This is a genomic window from Amycolatopsis sp. NPDC049252 (assembly GCF_043197175.1).
Lineage (GTDB): Bacteria > Actinomycetota > Actinomycetes > Mycobacteriales > Pseudonocardiaceae > Amycolatopsis.
Map to the genome: position 1 here is coordinate 1 of NZ_JBICSQ010000138.1, position 14238 is coordinate 14238.

At 71.5% G+C, this 14238-nt stretch carries 9 protein-coding genes; 2 read left to right on the plus strand and 7 right to left on the minus strand.

The genetic code is table 11. The annotated features are described in order from the left end of the window. Positions 1-53: 53 nt before the first annotated feature. Genes ACGFMK_RS47195 through ACGFMK_RS47210 form a run of 4 tightly spaced genes read right to left on the minus strand, consistent with a single transcriptional unit; the run spans position 54 to position 3473 of the window. On the minus strand, positions 54-980 hold the full coding sequence (locus tag ACGFMK_RS47195; RefSeq protein WP_392778044.1) for an SMP-30/gluconolactonase/LRE family protein: 927 nt from the start codon (positions 978-980) through the stop codon (positions 54-56). A 10-nt stretch (positions 981-990) separates the two neighbouring features. Next, positions 991-1647 carry a histidine phosphatase family protein gene (locus ACGFMK_RS47200; RefSeq protein ID WP_392778047.1) on the minus strand — a complete coding sequence of 219 codons (657 nt, stop codon included), beginning with the start codon at positions 1645-1647 and terminating at the stop codon, positions 991-993. Next, a complete protein-coding gene (locus ACGFMK_RS47205; protein ID WP_392778066.1) occupies positions 1648-2718 on the minus strand; it encodes a phosphotransferase family protein in 1071 nt (356 codons plus the stop codon). 2 nt (positions 2719-2720) lie between these two features. Then, a complete protein-coding gene (locus ACGFMK_RS47210; RefSeq protein WP_392778050.1) occupies positions 2721-3473 on the minus strand; it encodes an SDR family oxidoreductase in 753 nt (250 codons plus the stop codon). A 391-nt stretch (positions 3474-3864) separates the two neighbouring features. Here ACGFMK_RS47210 and ACGFMK_RS47215 point away from each other — a divergent pair, with 391 nt between their 5' ends. Further along, positions 3865-4806: a hypothetical protein gene (locus ACGFMK_RS47215; protein ID WP_392778053.1), complete on the plus strand. Its 942-nt coding sequence runs from the start codon at positions 3865-3867 to the stop codon at positions 4804-4806. A gap of 3 nt (positions 4807-4809) precedes the next feature. On the opposite strand, the gene ACGFMK_RS47220 is transcribed toward ACGFMK_RS47215, so the two are convergent. Then, on the minus strand, positions 4810-6444 hold the full coding sequence (locus ACGFMK_RS47220; RefSeq protein ID WP_392778056.1) for an acyl-CoA synthetase: 1635 nt from the start codon (positions 6442-6444) through the stop codon (positions 4810-4812). Positions 6445-6585: 141 nt separating this feature from the next. Between ACGFMK_RS47220 and ACGFMK_RS47225 the strand changes: the two genes are divergently transcribed. After that, entirely contained in the window at positions 6586-8277 is a 1692-nt protein-coding gene (locus tag ACGFMK_RS47225; protein ID WP_392778058.1) for a bifunctional 3'-5' exonuclease/DNA polymerase, read from the plus strand. A 43-nt stretch (positions 8278-8320) separates the two neighbouring features. Here the strand turns inward: ACGFMK_RS47225 and ACGFMK_RS47230 are convergent, their stop codons facing one another. Both ACGFMK_RS47230 and hrpA read right to left on the minus strand, forming a co-directional pair. Continuing rightward, positions 8321-10102 carry an exo-alpha-sialidase gene (locus tag ACGFMK_RS47230; protein ID WP_392778061.1) on the minus strand — a complete coding sequence of 594 codons (1782 nt, stop codon included), beginning with the start codon at positions 10100-10102 and terminating at the stop codon, positions 8321-8323. A gap of 108 nt (positions 10103-10210) precedes the next feature. Beyond that, the gene (gene hrpA, locus ACGFMK_RS47235; protein WP_392778064.1) at positions 10211-14104 is read right to left on the minus strand and encodes an ATP-dependent RNA helicase HrpA; all 3894 of its coding nucleotides are present in this window, start codon (positions 14102-14104) and stop codon (positions 10211-10213) included. Positions 14105-14238 lie beyond the last annotated feature (134 nt).

The window sequence follows — 14238 nt, forward strand, 5'->3', positions numbered from 1 at the left end:
CGGGCGGGGGGGGGGGGGGTTGTGCGAACCTGTTTTCTAACACTGTTTCTCACTCACGACCGGACCCGGGTGACCGCGATCTTCGACTCCTCCAGCGAGCCGAAGTACAGCTGACCGCGCCACTCGCGGACGCCCACCAGCATGTGGAACCCCGGGATCTCGCCCCGGAACTCGCGCTCCACCTTGCCGTCCGCCGCGACGCCCAGCACGCCCACCTCGCGGCCCGGGCGGGGCTGCAGCCACGTCGGCAGCGCGCGGACGCCCGCGCGCACGAAAGCCGGGAGGCGGCGCACCACATCCAAGGCGGGTACGCGCGGGGACGCCTGGGTGATCCAGATCAGGCCGTCCGTGCCCGTCGAGATGTTGTCCGGGAAGCCCGGCAGGTCGTCGACCAGGACGTCCGTCTGGCCCGCGCGCGTTCCCCGCAGCCAGACGCGCGTCACCCGGCAGGCGCCCGTCTCCGCGACCGCCACGAACGACTCGTCCGGGGCCAGCGCGACGCCGTTGGCGAACTGGAGGCCGTCGAGGACCAGGTCGATCGCGCCGTCCGGGGTGCGGCGCAGCAGGCGGCCGCCCGCGGTCTGCTCGATCAGGTCGTCGCGCCAGTTGTCGATGCCGAAGCGGCGCGAGGAGTCCGTGAAGTAGATCGTCCCGTCAAGAGCCACTGCCGCGTTGTTGCAGAACACGAAGTCCAGGCCCAGGGCGGACGTCGCCAGGGTCTTCGGCGTGCCGCCGGCCAGCGGCACCACCAGCAGCCCGGCCCGCGCGTCGCAGATCAGCAGCTCGTCGTCGCCGTACAGCTCCAGGCCCAGCGGACGGCCGCCCGTGTCGGCGATGGTTTCGGCGCCGCGCCCGTCCGCGGTGTGCCGCAGGATGCGGCCGTCCTCGACGCCGGTGTAGATCCGGCCCTCGCCGTCGAGGACGACGTCCTCCGGGCCGTGGCCGTCGATCTCGATGAGCGTGACCTCGCCGAACCGCATCGAACGTCTCCTACCGGTAGGTGAGCAGCCGGGCCGCGTCGGCCTCGAAGTGCGGGTGCTCGTTGAACGACAGCATCGTGACACCGCCGCGCCCGGACACCAGCTTGGTGATCCCGCCGTTGACGGTGACGCGGTTGAGCTTGAGCAGGCCGGCTTCCGGCGTCCCCAGCAACGCGCCGCAGACGGTGGCGATCACGCCGCCGGAGGTGAACACGACCGCGTGTTCCCCCTTGCCCAGCGTCGCCACCAGGTCTTCCAGCGCGCCGCGGCAGCGCGCGAGGAACGCCGGCCACGTCTCCGCACACGGCCCCGAGGAGCCGGCCTCGATCCACGACGTCAGCGCGCGGTCCAGCACCCCCTGGTAGGCGCGCGAATCCTCCTGCGGCGCGCCGCCCGCGTGGTGCCGCCCGATGTCGACGTGGTCGTACTCGTTCCAGCGGGGGTCCTCGATCACCGGCACGTCGGTACCGAGCACCTTCAACGCCGTCGCGGCGGTGTCCCGTTGGCGTGCCAGGGTGCCCGACCGGAGCTGACTGAAGGAGACGTTGCGCCGCAACAGTTCCGCACCGACCACAGTGGACTGTTCGAAGCCCTGCGGGGACAGCGCGTCGTAGTCCGCCGCGCCGAACGACGCCTGCCCGTGCCGGACCAGGTAGATCGCGCCCACCTACACACGCCCCTTCGCGATGATCTCGCGGCAGCGCCAGTCGAGGTACCCGACGAACTGCCAGAAGTCCTTGAACGCCGGGTTGCGCGTGGCGCCGTCGTGGTAGCGCCGGTAGAGCTGCTGCAGCACCGCGGCGAGCCGGAACAGGCCGTAGACCTCGTAGAACCGCCAGTCGCCGATCGCGAGCCCGGTCTTCCCGGCGTAGCGCGCGACGAACTCCTCGCGGGTGAAGACGCCCGGCAGGTGCGTCGGCTGGCGGCGGCTGGCCTGCATGACGTCGTCGTCATCGGCCTGCACCCAGTAGGCCAGCATGCTGCCCAGCTCCATGAGCGGGTCGCCGAGCGTCGCCATCTCCCAGTCGAGGACGCCGGTGATGTTCAGCGTCTCCGGGCCGTCGAGCACCAGGTTGTCGAGGCGGTAGTCGTTGTGGATCAGGCAGATCTTGACCTCGCCGGGCTGGTTCGCAGCCAGCCACGCGCGCACTTCGGCGAAGTCGCCGACGTTGTCCGTGCGCGCCGCGGTGAACCGGTCCGACCAGCCGCGGATCTGCCGCTCGACGTACCCCGCGCCCTTGCCCAGGTCACTCAGCCCGGCGCGTTCGACGTCGACCGCGTGCAGGTCGACCAGCCGGTCGACGACCTTGCCGGACAGCTCGCGCGCCTGCTCCGGCGCCAGCGTCATGCCCTCGGGGAGGTTGCCGCGCAGGATGAGGCCGTCGAGCTTCTCCATGACGTAGAAGTCGCCGCCGAGCACCGCCGGGTCGTCGCCGAACGCGAGCATCTTCGGCACGTACGGGAACACCGGCTTGAGGGCGTGCTGCACGCGGTACTCGCGCCGCATGTCGTGCGCCGACGCGGCTTTGTGGCCGGCCGGCGGGCGGCGCAGGATCAGCTCGCGGTCCGGGTAGGTCAGCAGGTAGGTCAGGTTCGACGCGCCGCCGGGGAACTGCCGGACCCGCGGCGGCTCGGCGCCGAGGCCCTCGACGCGGGCCGCCAGCCACTCGTGCACCGCGGCGGCGTCGAAGGCGTCCTCGGCGCGGACGTCGACCGTGCCGTCGGCGGGGCTTTCGATGCTCACGCGAACCTCCGGAGGATCCAGACCGGCACCACGCGCATCGCGAGGCTCAACGGCACCCACGGCCACGCCGGGACGTAGGCCCGCCGTCCCTCGGCCTCGACCGCCTTCACCAGGGCCCGGGCCCCGCTCTCGGCCTTGGCCAGCAACGGGTTCCGGCCGATCCGGTCGTTCATCTCGGACTCGATGTAGCCCGGCCGGATGTCGGTGACCTTGATGCCCTTGCGCTTCAGCTCGATGCGCGTGCCGTCGACGAACGCCGAGATGCCCGCCTTCGACGCGGCGTACGCGGTGAGGTTGCCCGGCAGGCCGCGGATCGCGCTGAACGACGAGACGACGGCGATGTGCCCGCCGCCCTGCGCGCGGAAGATCCCGGCGGCCGCCTCGATCTGCGCGGCGGCCGCGACGAAGTTGACTTCGAGGGTCTGGCGGTTGGCGTCGAACCGGCCCTTGCCGACCGGCTGCCCCTTCCCGAGCCCGGCGTTCACAATCACCCGGTCGAGGGACCCCAGTTCGACGCGGAACTCCTCGAAGACGGTGAACACGCTGTCGTGGTCGGTGACGTCGAGCTTGCGGGTGACGACCTTGATCCCGGGGTGGGCCGCGGTGAGCTCGGCGGCCAGCTTCTCGAGCCGCTCCGTGCGCCGGGCGCACAGCGCCAGGTTCCGTCCCCTGGCCGCGAACTGCCTGGCCATGCCCTCGCCGAGCCCGCTGCTCGCGCCCGTGATCAGGATGTTCTTGCGGAGCGTCATGGCTGGGATGCTACCCGTTGGTAATAAGACCGGTGGCCCGGCGCTGGGGGCGTCGCCGGGCCACCGGTCATCGCGCGGTCATCCCGGCCGGTCGCACAACGCGGCCGGGTGGACCGGAGCCGGAACCGCTCTCGCGGCCGGGTTCCCCGCACCCGGACGGCCCGTGAGGGGGAGGCCGGACCGTCGGCGCAGGCATGGTCATACAAGCGCGTCCGCCCAGGCCGGGGCAATGGTTCACAGTTGCCAGTACTAGCCCGTTCGCCCGAGTGGACGCACGTCCGAAGCGGTCGGTGGCCCACGCGAAGAGGGAGACGGAACGGGCCGGGAATCCTGCTAACGTGCACCGTGTCGGGGAGCGTCGGGAGACGGCACGGGGCGGGTCGGATCGGCAATGGCGGGCAGTACGTCGGACCACGTGGTGAGTGGCGACCAGGAGGGTGAACGCACCGCGTTCGCCACCCGGCTGCGCGCCGCCATCGCCACCAGCGGCCTGTCGCTCGACCGGATCCAGGCCCGGCTGCGGTCCCGCGGCGTCGTCGTCAGCGTCACCGCCCTCAGTTATTGGCAGTCCGGCAAGCGGCAGCCGGAGCGGCAGAGCTCCCTCTCGGCCGTGCGCACGCTCGAAGAGATCCTCGACGTCCCCGCGGGGTCCCTGCTCGGCCTGCTGCCCCCGCCCCGCCCCCGCGGTGGTGCCGGCAAGCGCCAAGCCGGCGGCGAGCCGATGTCGTTCCCCCGCGAGGTGCTGCAGCCCCTGCTCGACAAGGTGGGCGCGCCGAACGCCCTCGAGCGCCAGCACCCGCTGAAGCTGGTCGGGCTGCACGACCTGTGCGAGATCGCCGAGGACGGCGGCCAGCGCTCGGTGACCGCCCGCGCGGTGTTCCAGGCCGGTTCCGACGGCCTGGACCGGTGGCTGCTGGTCTACACGCAGGACGACCCGGCCGCCGGGCCGCCGGAGCTGCACGCGGTGCGCAACTGCCGGATCGGCCGGGCCGAGGTCGACGAGGCGCACGGCCTCGTCGTCGCCGAGCTCGTCTTCGACCAGCCGATCAACCGCGGCGAGACGCACCTGATCGAGTACACCCTGACCAACAGCGGGCCGCCGTACCCGGAGTGCCGCAACACCCACTACCGCGAGTTCCGCCGCCCGGTGCGCGAATACCTCCTGGAGGTGCGGTTCGCGCCGGGCACCGCGCCGGACCGCTGCTGGCAGTACGCGCACCACGGCAGCGGCGGCACGCTCACCCGCCGCCGGCTCAAGCTCGACGGCGGCGACGGTGTCCACGCGGTGGCCCTGGACTTCGGCCCCGGCGTCTTCGGCATCGACTGGGACTGAGCCTCAGGACAGCTTGGTGCGCAACACCTTCCCGGTCGCGTTGCGGGGCAGCTCGTCCAGGAACTCGACGTCGCGGGGCACCTTGTAGCGCGCCAGGTTCGCCTTGACGTAGTCGCGGACGGCGTCGACGTCCAGCTCCGCGCCGTCGGCCAGGACGACGAACGCCTTGAGCCGCTGGCCGAACTCCGGGTCCTCGACGCCGATCACCGCGGCCTCGAGGACGTCCTCGCGCTCGACCAGGAGGTTCTCCACCTCGATCGGGAACACGTTCTCGCCGCCGGAGACGATCATCTCGTCGTCGCGGCCGTCGATGAACAGCAGGCCGTCCTCGTCGAAGTGGCCGACGTCGCCGCTGGAGAGCAGGCCGTCGATGATCTCCTTGTGGCGGCCGTCGGTGTAACCGCTGAAGCTCAAGCCACTGCCGACGAACACCCGGCCGGTGACGTGCGGCTCGGTGATCCGGCCGCCCTTTTCGTCGTACAGCGCGACTTTGCAGCCGACCGGCGCGCGGCCGACCGTGCCCGGGGCCTTCACCCAGTCCTCCGGCGTCGCGACCGTGGCGACCGCGACCTCGGTCGAGCCGTACAGGTTGTGCACGACCGGCCCGAACGCCTCGTTGGCGCGGTTGCCGAGGTCCGGCGACAGCGCCGAACCGGCGACGAAGACGATCCGCAGCGACGACGTGTCGTACTTGTCGAGGACGTCCTTCGGCAGGTCGACGATGCGCTGCAGCATGGTCGGCACGAGCACCAGCGCGGTGCACTTGTGCTCGGCCACCCCGCGCAGTGTCTCCTCGGGATTGAACTTGCGGCGCATCACGACCGTCGAGCCGAGCGCGAAGGACAGGATGAACTGCGACAGCCCGGTGCCGTGGAACAGCGGTGCGCCCATGTACGTGGCTTCGTTGGCGCGCAACGGGATCCGGTCGAGGAACTGCGCGGACGCCAGCGCCGAGGTGTGCGGCCGCGGCGCCCCCTTCGGCGTCCCGGTGGTGCCGCTGGTCAGCAGCACGAACCCGCCCGGCTTGGCCGGCGCGGGCCACGGCCGGTCGTCGGTGCTGGCGATGATCTCGGCGAGCACCGGGACGTCCCGGTCGGACAGGTCGCTGTCGTCGTCGACCCAGGCCAGGTAGCGGTCGACGTCCTCCGGGATCGCGTCGAGCAGGCCGGTGAACTCCTGGTCGTACACGAGCGCGGTGACCTTCTCGCGCTGGGCGACGTCGGCCAGCTGCGGCTTCGCGAACCCGGTGTTCATCAGCAGCAGGCGGACGCCGAGCTTGCCGGCCGCGGCCATCGTCAGCACCAGGCCGCGGTGGTCGCGGCAGAGCGCGGCGACGACCTGGCCGGGCTTGATCCCGCGCTCCGACCAGGCCCTGGCCAGCGCGTTCGACTGGTCGTCGAGCTGCTTGTAGGTGAGCGGGCCGACCTCGTCGACGATGCCGACGGCGGTCGGGTCGCGGCGCGCGGAGATGTGGTTGGCCCCGGCGAACGGCCCGTACTTGCGGATCGCGACCAGCGACCGGAGGCCTTCGTCGACGCGGGGGAAGGGGACGAGACCCGCTCTCCGCATCACGTCGACACTGCGCGCCGTCTCGGCCACCTTGTCCGCCACCTGCGTGGCGAGCGCGACCAGGCTCATCCAGGCACCTCCGTTGCTGCGGGAAGAGCGCCCCCTCCGTACCGGCGGTATGGGGGCTACTCGACAGTAAACCAAGCCCGCCGCCGACGCACCAGACGCACTCGTGCCGAAACTGTCGGTGGTGGTCGGCACACTGTGTTCGTGCAGGTGATCGCCGGGCGGGAGGAGGACGGGAGCTTCACCGTGCGTTCGCCGTCCTCGACCGTGACGGGCTTGGACGAGCCGGGTTTCGCGAAGGTGGCCCGGGAGCTGGAGACCTCGCTCGGGCCGCGGTGGGTGTTCCCGTCGGTCGAGGGCACCTACCCGGTGCTGGTGGCGGCCGGGGTGCGGGTGCGGCGGTGCCACGACCTCGCGCTGGCGGAGGGGCTGCTGCTGGCGCACGCGGGTCAGGAGGGGCAGTCGCGGAGCCTGCGCGCGGCCTGGGCCAGGGCGAACGGTGAGGAACCGCCGTCGGATGCGGCGGACGTCGAGCTGGCGCAGCCGACCCTGTTCGACACCCGGACGCCGACCCTGCCCGACGGCGTGACGGTCGTCACGGCGGTCCAGCGCGTGCTCGCCGAGCAGGAGCGGCGGGTCGCGGCGACCGAGTACCCCGACCGGTTCCGGCTGCTGCTGGCCGCGGAGTCGGCGAGCGCGCTGGCCGCGGCCGAGATGGGAGCCGACGGCCTGCCCTGGCGCGCGGACCTGCACGAGGAGCTGCTGACCGCGCGGCTCGGGCCGCGGGTGCGGGCCGGCGAGCGGCCGAAGGTGCTGGTCGAGCTGGCCGCGAAGATCACCGAGGCGTTCGGCGGGCGGGCGGTGAACCCGGACTCGCCGCCGAGTGTCGTCCGGGCGCTGGCCCGCGCCGGGATCGAGGTGCCGTCGGCGCGGAAGTACTTCCTCAAGGGCATCGACCACCCGGCGGTCGGGCCGCTGCTGGAGTACAAGGAGCTGTCGCGGCTCCACACCGCGAACGGCTGGACGTGGCTCGACGAGTGGGTCGCCGACGGCCGGTTCCGCCCGCACTACGTCGTCGGCGGCGTGGTGTCCGGCCGCTGGGCCAGCCGCGGCGGCGGGGCGCTGCAGATCCCGAAGGTGCTGCGCACGTGCGTCCGCGCGGACCCGGGCTGGAAGCTGGTGGTGGCCGACGCCGCCCAGCTGGAACCCCGGGTGCTGACGGCGTTGTCGGGCGACCGGCGGCTGGCCGACGTCGCGGCGGCGACGGACCTGTACGCGCGTCTCGGCGAAGCCCTGTTCTCGGGCGCCCGCTGGGTCCCCTTGTCACCGGACGACGACCGGGACGACCGGGCGCGCGCGAAGATCGCGATGCTGTCGGCGATGTACGGCGGCACGTCCGGCGAGGCGGGGCCGCTGCTGGCGTTGCTGCGGCAGCGCTTCCCGGACGCGGTGTCCTATGTGGAGCACGCGGCGCAGGCGGGCGAGCGCGGCGAGCGCGTCCGGTCCCGCCTGGGCCGCACCTCCCCCGCCCCTTCGGCGGCGTGGCGGGCTTTGACCGGCGGCTTGGCCTCGGACGAAGCGGCGGAACTGAAGGCCCGCCGGGCGTCCCGCGGCTGGGGCCGGTTCACCCGCAACTTCGTCGTCCAGGCCAGCGCGGCGGACATGACGGCGGTGATGCTCGCGACGCTGCGCCGCCGCCTGCCGTCCCCGGCGCACCTGGTCTTCTTCCAGCACGACGAGGTGATCGTCCACACCCCGGCCGAACTGGCCCCGGTCGTGTCGGAGTCCATTGTGGACAGCATCGCGGAGGCGGCGAGGATGCTGTTCGGCGAGGCCTGCCCGGTCCGCTTCCCGATGCACATCGCCCCGGTCGACAACTACGCCGACGCCAAGTAGGTGCCGCTCCCGGGCGGCACACGGGCCGCCCGGGAGCACCACGTCACGGGAACATCGGCAGGCTCTGCGTCCCGACGTCCTGGTTCGGCAGGGTCGTGCCCGGGTTGCCGCGGAAGTCCGTCCAGCACGGGTGCAGCCGGAAGTCCGCGCCGACGGCCGCGGCCGTGTAGTCGCCGATGAACACGCCCTGCAGCTCCTTGCCGGTCTCCGCGCCGGTCGAGACGAACTGCACCTGCGGGTTCGCCGTCTGCGTCGTGATCCGCCGGATCGGCGCCGAACCCGCGCCGGCGCCCCAGCCCGTGGTGTACGCGTAGTCGAGGCCGATGCCCCGCGGGTCGTAGGCGCGGGTGTAGAACGTGACCGCGACCCGCCCGGCGAGCGCCGAAACCGCGGGGAACACCTCGTCCGCGCCGGACCCGATCCGGGCCGGGCTCGACCACCCGTGACGGCCGTCCGAGCCGCTGAGGAACGCGTCGCCGTTCGTCTTGACCGACTCGCCGTCGCGGTAGGTGCCGTTGCGGTCGTCGGCCCAGGTCACCCAGAGCCGGTCCGCCACGCGGTCGTACGTCAGCTGCGGGAAGCTGTTGATCCGGAAGTTCTCGCCGGTCAGCGCGTTGTTGGCGACGTCTTCGTCGACCGGGAAGTCGAAGTCCGAAGCGACCTCGGCGTGCCGGAAGGTACGGCCGCCGTCCCGCGAGGTCGCCACGACGACCGCGTCGTGGTCGGCGGGCTGATCGCAGGCCGCGGTGGCGCAGACCGAGGTCTCGTAGGCGATCTGGAGCGTCCCGTCCCGGGTGACCACCGGGTTGGACCCGCTGCCGAACGGCGTGATCCCGCCGTGGAAACCGCTCAGCGACGGCGAAACCCGGCGCTTGGGCGACCAGGTCCGGCCGAAGTCGGCCGACTTCGACAGCACGATCGGCGACTCGGTGTAGGTGCCGCTGGCGTCGTAGGTGAACTGCGTCCAGGAGACGTAGACGTCACCGGTGCGGGGATCGGCGGCGATCCACTCCTTGTCGTTGAAGATCGACGTCGGCGTCGGCGTGCCCGCCGGCGTCACGCCGTCGAGTTCGAGCACCGCCGGGTCGCCGAAGGTGCGCCCGCCGTCGTGCGAGACCGAGACGGCGATGCCACTGGCGGACTGCTGGTCGTCGGGCACCGCGGCCCGGCTGAACACGAGGGTGGCGTAGTAGACGGTGTTGTGCGGGCCGAACGCGACGGCCGGGTCGCCCGCGGCGTCCATGTACGACAACGGCGCGCCGGCACCGGTCGGGAAGTCGAGGTGCGGCAGCTGGACGTTCGCCCAGGTCCGGCCCCCGTCGAAGGACGTGTAGGCGAAACCGCCGGAGTCGTTGCGGGACTCACGGGTGTTGTAGAGCCGGTAGTCGTTCGACCCGGCCACAATGTTGCGCGGGTTCTCCGGGTTGACGGCGATGGTGGTCTCGTTCTGCGCGGTGCTGCAACCGGTCTGGCTGCCGGTCGGCACGATCGTGTCGCCGCGGATGACGTCGGTGTTGGGGGCGACCGGCCGGTACGGGTTCGGCTTGCCGATGTAGGTCTGGCAGAGCGCGGACAACGCGGGATCGTCGCCGTCCTCCTCTTCCTCCTCGGCGAACTGCTCCTTGAGCAGCGGGTTGGGGACGTCGTGCCGCGCCTGCGCCGCCGCGGCGGCGAGCTTGTGCTTGGCCGTCCCGGTGTCGGCGGGTGGTGGCGCACCCCCGGTCGCGGCCGTGGCGGCCGGCGACAGGACGACGGTGAGGGGCACGACGAACGCCGCGAGGGCGATCGCGATTCTTCGCTTAACGGATAAAACACCCAAGGACATCGGGTTGTCCTTCCCTGGAGGCCAGTGGATCCTCAGCCGCCCCAGGCTTTACTCACCCCTGGTCCAGGTCAACCGACAGAAGTGGTGAACGAGGCAAAACGGCCGGGGTCAGGCGAGGGCGTCGTCCAGGGCCTTGGTGATGCGTTTCAGCGAGACCGGGTGGGCCGTGCCCAGGGTCTGGGCGAAGAACGAGACCCGCAGCTCCTCGATCATCCAGCGGACCTCGTCCAGCGCGGGCGACGACGTGCCGGGCGGCAGGGAAGCAACAGCCTCGCGGTACTCCCCGGTGATCCACGCGATGTCCGCGGTGCGCTGGAGATCGCGGGTCGGCTCGGTGGCCAGCTTCTCCAGGCGCCGCGAGATGCCTTGCAGGTAGCGGACGACGTTGCGGAGCCGCGAAGCGCCCGTAGCCGTCACGAAACCCGGGTAGACCAAGCCGGAAAGCTGGGCACGAATGTCCGCCAGGGACTCCGCCGGGCCGCGCGCAGCGGGCAGGGCCACCTCGACGTCGTTGGCCGCGCGGAGGATCTTCTCCACGTCCGTCAGCACGTCCAGCACCGCCGGGTGCAGGCCCGCCCGGACCTTCTCCAGCAGCACCTTGAACCCGGTCTCGTCGAACGCCGGGCCGCCGCCCGCGGCCATCAGGGAGTCCACCGCGCAGTCGACGCAGTCCTCCAGCAGGGCCGCCACGCTTCCGTGCGGGTTGCGGTTCAGCACCAGCTTCGACGAGTTGGTCAGCGACCGCGTGATGAACTTCATCGGCGAGCTCAGGTTCAGCCGCAGCATCCGCCGCGTGCCCGCCCACATCGCGTGCTCCTGCTGGGCCGGCGTGTCCAGCATCCGGACCGCCACCGACGCGCCCTCGTCGACCAGCGCCGGGTACGCCTTGACGTCGTGGCCGCGCTGCGTCGAGGCGAAAACCCGGGGCAGCGAACCGAACGACGGCTTCGTCAAGCCGGCCTTCTCCAGGCTGTTGGCCGCCTTCGAGATGGTCTCCCGGACCTTCGGCGCCAGCTTGAGCTGCAGCAGCGAAATGTCCTTGCCCTCGGCGACGCGCTTGCCGCGCTCGTCCACCACCCGGAACGTCACCTTCAGGTGATCCGGCACCGAGGCGAGATCCCAGTCGGAGAACGGGATCGTGATCCCGCGCAACGCACGCAGCTCGCGGCCCAGCACCTCCAGCAGCGGACCGTCCGAAGGCGACACTCGCGAAAGGACGTACTTCGCGGTGTCCGGCGCCGGGACGAAGTTGCGGCGCAAGGCCTTCGGCAGCGACTTGATCAGCTGCGTCACCAGTTCCGCCCGCAGGCCCGGCACCTGCCAGTCGAACCCGTCCTCGGTGACCTGGTTCAGCACCGGCAGCGGGATGTGCACGGTGACGCCGTCCGCGTCCGCGCCCGGCTCGAACTGGTAGGTCAGCTTGAAGACCTGCGTGCCCTGCGTCCACGAGTCGGGGTAGTCCCCTTCGCGCACGCCGCCCGCGGTCTCGTTGATGAGCATCGACTTCTCGAACGACAGCAGGTCCGGCTGCTCGTGGCGGGCCTTCTTCCACCACGTGTCGAAGTGCCGCACCGACACCACGTCCGCCGGGACCCGCGCGTCGTAGAACTCGTACAGCGTCTGGTCGTCGACCAGGATGTCGCGGCGCCGCGCCCGGTTCTCGAGGTCCTCGACCTCCTCGAGCAGGGCCCGGTTCTCGGCGAAGAAGTGGTGGCGCGTCTGCCAGTCGCCTTCGACCAGCGCGTGCCGGATGAACAGCGCGCGCGACATCTCCGGGTCGATCCGGCCGTAGTTGACCCGCCGGTCGGCGATCAGCGGGACGCCGTAGAGCGTCACCTTCTCGATCGCGATCACCGCACCCTGCTTGCGTTCCCAGTGCGGCTCGGAGTAGGTGCGCTTGACGACGTGCTGCGCCAGCGGCTCGACCCACTCCGGCTCGATGCGCGCGTTGACCCGCGCCCACAGCCGGGACGTCTCGACCAGCTCGGCCGACATCACCCAGCGCGGCTGCTTCTTGAACAGCGCCGAGCCGGGGAAGACGCCGAACCGCGCGCCGCGCGCGCCCAGGTAGTCGCCCTTCGCCGGGTCCTTGAGCCCGATGTGCGAGAGCAGCCCGGCGATCAGCGACGTGTGCACCTTCTGCGGGTCGACGGCGTCGGTGTTCGTGTTCAGCGAGATGCCGAGCGGCTTGGCCAGCTGGCGGAGCTGGCTGAAGATGTCCTGCCACTCGCGCACGCGCAGGTAGTTGAGGTACTCGTTGCGGCACAGCCGGCGGAACTGGTTGCTGGAGAGCGCCTTCTGCTGCTCGGAGACGTACTCCCACAGGTTCAGGTAGGCCAGGAAGTCCGACGTCGGGTCCGCGAACCGCGCGTGCTGCTGGTCGGCCTGCTGCTGCTTCTCCGACGGCCGCTCGCGCGGGTCCTGGATGGACAGCGCGGCCGCGATGATCATCACCTCGCGGACGCACCCGTTCCGCGCCGCCTCCAGCACCATCCGGCCCATCCGCGGGTCCACCGGCAGCTGCGCGAGCTTGCGGCCGATGTCGGTGAGCCGCCGGTCGCTGTTCCCCGCGGCCGCGCTGTCGAACGCGCCCAGCTCCTGCAACAGGCCGACGCCGTCGGTGACCTGGCGGCGGTCCGGCGGCTCGACGAAGGGGAACGCCGCGATGTCGCCCAGCCCCAGCGACGTCATCTGCAGGATGACCGAGGCGAGGTTGGTCCGCAGGATCTCCGGGTCGGTGAACTCGGGCCGCGCCTCGAAGTCCTCTTCGGAGTAGAGCCGGATGCAGATGCCGTCGGACGTGCGGCCGCAGCGGCCCTTGCGCTGGTTCGCCGACGCCTGCGACACCGGCTCGATCGGCAGCCGCTGCACCTTCGTGCGGTGGCTGTAGCGCGAGATGCGCGCGGTGCCCGGGTCGACGACGTACTTGATGCCCGGCACGGTCAGCGACGTCTCGGCGACGTTGGTCGCGAGCACGACCCGGCGCCCGGTGTGCTGCTGGAACACCCGGTGCTGGTCGGCCGCCGACAGCCGCGCGTACAGCGGCAGGACCTCGGTGTTGCGCAGGTCGGCGCGGTTGAGCACGTCCGCGGTGTCGCGGATCTCGCGCTCGCCGGAGAGGAACACCAGGACGTCACCCGGGCCCTCGGCGCACAGCTCCTCGACGGCTTCGAGGATCCCCTGCGTCTGGTCGCGCTCGTCGTCCCCTTCGGGATCTTCCGGGTCGACGAGCGGCCGGTAGCGGACCTCGACCGGGTAGGTCCGGCCGGAGACCTCGACGATCGGCGCGTCGTCGAAGTGCTTCGAGAAGCGCTCCGGGTCGATGGTCGCCGAGGTGATGATCACCTTGAGGTCGGGGCGGCGCGGCAGCAGCTGCTTGAGGTAGCCGAGGATGAAGTCGATGTTGAGGCTGCGCTCGTGCGCCTCGTCGATGATCAGCGTGTCGTACTGGCGCAGCGAGCGGTCGGTCTGGATCTCGGCCAGCAGGATGCCGTCGGTCATCAGCTTGACCAGGGTGTCCTGCCCGGACTGGTCGGTGAACCGCACCTTGTAGCCGACGGTGTCGCCCAGCTCGGTCTTCAGCTCGCTCGCGATCCGGTCGGCGACCGTGCGCGCGGCCAGCCGCCGCGGCTGCGTGTGCCCGATCTGCCCGCGGACGCCGCGGCCCAGCTCGAGGCAGATCTTCGGCAGCTGCGTGGTCTTGCCGGAGCCGGTCTCCCCCGCGACGATCACGACCTGGTGCGCGGCGATGGCCGCGCCGATCTCGTCCTTGAGCCTGCTGACCGGCAGTTCTCCGGGGTATTCGATCTTGGGCACGCTCTCGCGGCGCGAGAGCAGGCGCAGCTCCGCGGCGTCGACGTCGGCGGCGATCCTGGCGAGGGCGGCGTCACGGTCGCGAGCCTTACGGGCACCGTCGAGCCGCCTGCGCAGCCGGTGCTCGTCGCGCGGCATCAGCTCGGGCAGGCGCGCACGCAGCGCTTCGAAAGGGGATGGTGTGGACATACTTGGTCCAAGGATAGCCGTGCGTGACGACCCGGGCTCCTGAATATCCCCCCGGCGTGACCGGCGGCACCCCGAAACGCCGTGAAGGCCACCTTGAGGGACTCAGAGTCCCGCGCGGGGGGCATCACCGACCA

Excerpts from the sequence above, each read along its gene's own strand:
- ACGFMK_RS47210 (WP_392778050.1), bottom strand. The coding sequence starts at position 3,473 with ATGACGCTCCGCAAGAACATCCTGATCACGGGCGCGAGCAGCGGGCTC.
- ACGFMK_RS47195 (WP_392778044.1), bottom strand. The coding sequence starts at position 980 with ATGCGGTTCGGCGAGGTCACGCTCATCGAGATCGACGGCCACGGCCCG.
- ACGFMK_RS47230 (WP_392778061.1), bottom strand. The coding sequence starts at position 10,102 with ATGTCCTTGGGTGTTTTATCCGTTAAGCGAAGAATCGCGATCGCCCTC.
- hrpA (WP_392778064.1), bottom strand. The coding sequence starts at position 14,104 with ATGTCCACACCATCCCCTTTCGAAGCGCTGCGTGCGCGCCTGCCCGAG.
- ACGFMK_RS47215 (WP_392778053.1), top strand. The coding sequence starts at position 3,865 with ATGGCGGGCAGTACGTCGGACCACGTGGTGAGTGGCGACCAGGAGGGT.
- ACGFMK_RS47220 (WP_392778056.1), bottom strand. The coding sequence starts at position 6,444 with ATGAGCCTGGTCGCGCTCGCCACGCAGGTGGCGGACAAGGTGGCCGAG.